The sequence below is a fragment of the Mycobacterium sp. genome, from assembly GCF_019243155.1.
GTDB lineage: Bacteria > Actinomycetota > Actinomycetes > Mycobacteriales > Mycobacteriaceae > Mycobacterium.
The window spans coordinates 1-5,410 of record NZ_JAFAUS010000382.1; the positions used below are offsets into that span (position 1 = coordinate 1).

Sequence of the window (5,410 nt, forward strand, 5' to 3'; positions counted from 1 at the left end):
CGCGAGGACCGCCCCGGCGACAAGCGCCTCGTCGGCTACATCACCGGCACGGCGGACCCGGCCAATCTGCGTACCCTGTTGGCGGATCGGCTGCCGGCGTTCATGGTGCCCGCGGCGATCGTCGTCGTGGAGTCGTTGCCGATGACGGTCAACGGCAAGCTCGACAGACGGGCGTTGCCCGCGCCCGACTATCACCAGGGCGGCACGGAATTCCGGGCCCCCGCTGATGCGGTCGAAGAGGTGCTGGCCGGGATTTATGCCCAGGTGTTGGGAGTGGAGCGGGTCGGGGTGGACGACTCGTTCTTCGATCTGGGTGGCGACAGCATCTTGTCGATGCAGGTGGTGGCCCGGGCGCGTGCCGCCGGAATCATGTGCCGGCCGCGGGATGTCTTCGTCGAGCAGACCGTGGCCCGACTGGCCCGGGTGGCCGGTCTGGCCGATGGGGACGACATCGTGGATGAGGGTCTGGGCGCGGTGGTGGCCACCCCGATCATTCGCTGGCTGCACAGCGTCGATGGTCCGACCGATGAGTTCAACCAAGCCGTGGTGGCTCAAGCCCCGCCGGGGGTGGGCGAGTCCGACGTGCTGGCGGTGTTGCAGGCGCTGTTGGATCGCCACGGCGCGTTGCGGTTACGCGTCGATGACGACGGAGACGGGGGCTGGTCACTGACGGTGCCCGAACCCGGTTCGGTGCAGGCCGCGGATTGCCTGGAGGTCGTCGAGACGCTCTTCCAGGACGCGGTGCTGGCGGCCCGTGCCCGGTTGAACCCGGCCGCGGGCGTGATGCTGCGCGTCGTGTGGGCGGAGACCACAGGTGAGCTGGTGGTGCTCATCCACCACCTGGCCGTCGACGGAGTGTCCTGGCGAATCCTGTTGGAGGACCTCAACATCGCCTGGGCTCAACACCGCGCCGGGCAACCGATCACCTTGCTGCCCGGTGGGACGTCGTTTGCGAGGTGGTCGGCGCTGCTGGCCGAACACGCACAGGACCCAGCGGTCATCGAGCAGGCCGAAACGTGGCGCCAGATCGCGGCGACTCCGGCACTGCTGCCCGCGCCCCAGTCCGGAAAAGACACCTATGCGAATGCGGGACGGCTGTCGGTGCCGCTCGACGCCGAGACCACTCGGCTGCTGCTCGGCGAGGTGCCCGCGGCGTTTCACGCAGGCGTGCAAGACATTCTGCTGATCGCCTACGCGCTGGCCTGGACAAAATTCCTCGGCACCAGCACTCACACCGCGATCGGGATCGACGTCGAAGGCCACGGCCGCGATGAGGAACTGGGCCCACGAGTCGACTTGTCACGCACAGTGGGCTGGTTCACCACCAAATACCCTGTCGCGCTTAGCATGCGGGGTCTGTCCTGGGATCATGTCATTGCCGGCGACCCCGCGTTGGGCGCGGTGATCAAGAAAGCCAAGGAACAACTACGCGACCTGCCGGACCCCATCACGTACGGGCTGCTGCGCTACCTGAACTCCGAGGTCGACCTGGATGGGGCCGACCCGGTGATCGGTTTCAACTACCTCGGACGGCTGGGCGCCGGTGCCGATCTGCCCGGCGAACTGTGGCGGATCAGCAACGGAGCCGTCTCGTTGACCGACGCCGCGGCCGCCGTGCCGATGCCGTTGATGCACACCATCGACGTCAACGCCGCCACCATCGACACCGAAGACGGCCCACAACTTTTGGCCGGCTGGACCTGGGCGCCATCGGCTCTGGGCGCCGACCAGGTCAACGAGCTCAGCCGGCTATGGTTTGAGGCCTTGACCGGGATCTGCGCCCACGTCAGCAAGGGTGGCGGCGGCTTCACCCCGTCTGACATCGCCCCGGCCCGGCTCACCCAACAACAAATCGACGAGCTGAGGCAGCGCTACTCGGTCGCCGACATTCTGCCGCTGACCCCGCTGCAACAAGGACTGCTCTTCCACGCCGCCACCACACAGGACCCCACCGACGACGTCTACGCCGTCCAACTCGCCGCCACCATCACCGGCCCCCTCGACCCGAACCGGCTTCACGAGTCCGTCGACACCGTCCTTGCCCGCCACCCCAACCTTGCCGCCCGCTTCTGCCCCGAGTACGACGAGCCCGTCCAGGTAATTCCGATCGACCCCGTAGCTCCCTGGCGCTACGTCGATCTGGAAGCCGACGACCAAATCGAGCAGTTGTGCGCCGCCGAGCGGCTCGCGGTGACCGACCTGACAAACCCGCCGGTCGTTCGGGCGGCGCTCGTTCGCACGGCACCACAGCGGCACCGCTTTGTGCTCACCTTCCACCACATCGTGATGGACGGCTGGTCGCTGCCGATCCTGTTGCAGGAGATCTTCGCCAGCTACCAGCACTACCGACTGCCCACCCCCGGTTCCTATCGCCAGCTGGTCAACTGGCTGGCCGAACGCGATCACGTTGCCGCCCAGGCGGCTTGGAGCGAGGTCTTCGCCGGTTTCGACACGCCCACCTTGGTCGCACCCGCTCAAAATCTGCGGCCAGGCCCCAAAGGCGTGACCACATTCACGTTGCCCGCTGCGACAACTCAAGCCATCAACGACCTCGCGCGGGCCTCGCGCACCACCGTCAACACCGTGCTGCAAGGGGCCTACGCCCAACTCCTGAGCCGGCTCACCGGCCAGCCCGACGTCGCCTTCGGCACCGCGGTATCGGGCCGGCCCACCGAGCTGCCCGGTGCCGAAACGATGGTGGGCCTCTTGATCAACACCGTGCCCGTGCGTGCACGCATCACCGCGTCCACCACCACCCGCGAGCTGCTCGACCAACTTCAAAGCGCCGCCAACCACACGCTGGACCACCAGCACCTGCCGCTGACCGACATACACCGCATCACCGGCCATGAACAGCCCTTCGACACCCTGTTCGTCTACGAGAACTATCCGATCGAGTCCGCGGCGACCATGGCCGACAACGAATTGGCCATCACCGACTTCAGCACCCACGAATCCACCCATTACCCCCTGGTCATCCAGGCCTCCCCCGGCCAGCAACTGGGCTTCCGCATCGAATACGCCACCGATGTGTTCGACGCTGCCGGCATCGACGCTCTCATCGAGCGGTTGCAGCGGGTGTTGACGGCGATGACGACCGATGCAGGACAACGTCTTTCGGCGATCGATGTACTCGGCGAGCCCGAGCGTATCCGGTTGGACGGGTGGGGCAATCGCGCGGCGCTGACCCAATCGCCGAGCGAATCGATCTCGATTCCGGCAGTGTTCGCCGAGCAGGTAGCCCGTACCCCGGACGCGGTGGCATTGACATGTGGCCGCGATTCGTTGACCTATGCGCAGTTGGATGAGGCGTCGAATCGGTTGGCGCACTTGCTGGTCGGGCAGGGAGCGGGTCCCAGCGACCGGGTGGGGCTGGTGTTCCCGCGGTCTCCCGAGGCGGTCACCGCGATCCTGGCCGTGTTGAAAACCGGGGCGGCCTATGTCCCGGTCGACCCGGCGCTGCCCGCCGCACGCATCGAATTCGTGTTGTCCGATGCCGCACCCGTGGCGGTCGTCACCACCGCGGAGCTGCGCGAGCGACTGGGCGGCTTCGCCGGGCAAATCATTTACATCGACGATCCGGCGGTGAGGGCGCAGGCCGTCACCGGCTTGCCCGTGCCGTCGTCGGAGAACATCGCTTACCTGATCTACACGTCGGGCACGACCGGGACTCCCAAAGGCGTTGCGGTGCCGCATCGCAACGTCACTCGATTGTTGGAGTCGTTGGACGCCGAGGTCGGGCGCGGACAGGTGTGGTCGCAGGCGCATTCGCTGGCGTTCGACTTCTCGGTGTGGGAGATCTTTGGGGCGCTGCTCTCCGGCGGGCGACTGGTCGTGGTGCCAGAGGCGGTGGCGAGTTCGCCCGACGAATTGCACGCCGTCCTGGTGTCCGAGCAGGTCGGTGTGCTCAGCCAGACCCCTTCGGCGTTCTATGCGTTGCAGACCGCGGACGGGCAGGCCGCGGCCGGGCAGTTGGCGTTGCAGTCGGTGATCTTCGGTGGCGAGGCCTTAGAACCCACGCGTCTGAACAGCTGGCTGCAAGCGCACCCTGACTCTCCCCGGCTGATCAACATGTATGGCATCACCGAAACGACGGTGCACGCCTCGATACGAAACATCGGCCCCGAAGACCTTGCAGGCCAGTGCAGTCCGATCGGTGTACCGCTGGCGCATCTTGGATTCTTTGTCCTCGACGGCTGGCTGCAGCCGGCACCGGCCGGCGTGGTCGGGGAGTTGTATGTGGCCGGGGCGGGTCTTGCCGCCGGCTATGTGGGCCGGGGCGGGCTCAGCGCGTCGCGGTTTGTGGCGTGCCCGTTCGGCGGACCCGGGTCGCGGATGTATCGCACCGGTGACCTGGTGGCATGGACCCCCGAGGGACAGCTGCAGTATCTGGGCCGCGCCGACGAGCAGGTCAAGATCCGCGGCTACCGCATCGAATTGGGCGACGTGCAGGCCGCCCTCAGCGCCTTGCCCGGGGTTGAGCAGGCCACGGTGATCGCCCGCGAGGACCGCCACGGCGACAAGCGTCTGGTCGGGTATGTCACCGGCACCGCCGACCCGGGCGAGCTGCGCAGCGCACTTGCCGATCGGCTGCCCGCCTATATGGTGCCGACGGCAATCATGGTGCTCGAGGCGTTGCCGTTGACGGTCAACGGCAAGTTGGACACCCGTGCCCTGCCCGCTCCGGAATACCAAGACGCACAGGGCTATCGAGCCCCGGGCACCCCCACCGAGGAAGTCCTGGCCGGGATCTACGCCCAGGTCCTCGGTCTCGAACCCGTCGGGATCGACGACTCTTTCTTCACTTTGGGTGGGGACTCCTTGTCGGCGATGCGCCTGGTCGCCGCGATCAATGCCAGCCTGAACACCAACCTGTCGGTGCGCACCGTGTTCGATGCGCCGACGATCGCCGAGTTGGCGCCGCGTATCGGCGAGGGCGCCAGCCCGCTGGCACCGTTGATGCCCGCGCTGCGGCCTGAGCTCGTGCCATTATCGTTCGCCCAGAACCGGCTGTGGCTCCTCGACCAATTGCAAGGCCCCTCACCGGTTTACAACCTCGCGGTAGCGCTACGGCTGCACGGTCCGCTAGAAACCGGCGCGATGGGGGCGGCACTGGCCGATGTGGTGGCACGCCACGAAAGCCTGCGCACCTTGTTCCCCGACGCCGACGGCACCCCGCACCAAAAGATCCTGCGCCCCGAGCAGACCTCACTGGGCTGGGGCGTGATCGACGCCGCAGGCTGGCCGACCGAGCAACTCGACGAGGCCATCGAGGCCGCGACCCGGCACAGCTTCGAGTTGGCAACCGAAATCCCGTTGCGGGCACAGCTGTTCCGCGTCGGCGACGACGAGCACGTGCTGGCCGCCGCCATCCACCACATCGCCGCCGACGGCTGGTCGATAGCCCCAC

General features: G+C 67.1%; 1 protein-coding gene. It reads left to right on the forward strand.

Features of this window, described 5'->3' with window-relative positions; translation table 11 throughout:
* On the forward strand, nt 1–5,410 hold a 5,410-nt coding region (locus JOZ00_RS19820), incomplete at both ends, for a non-ribosomal peptide synthetase (protein ID WP_293346773.1).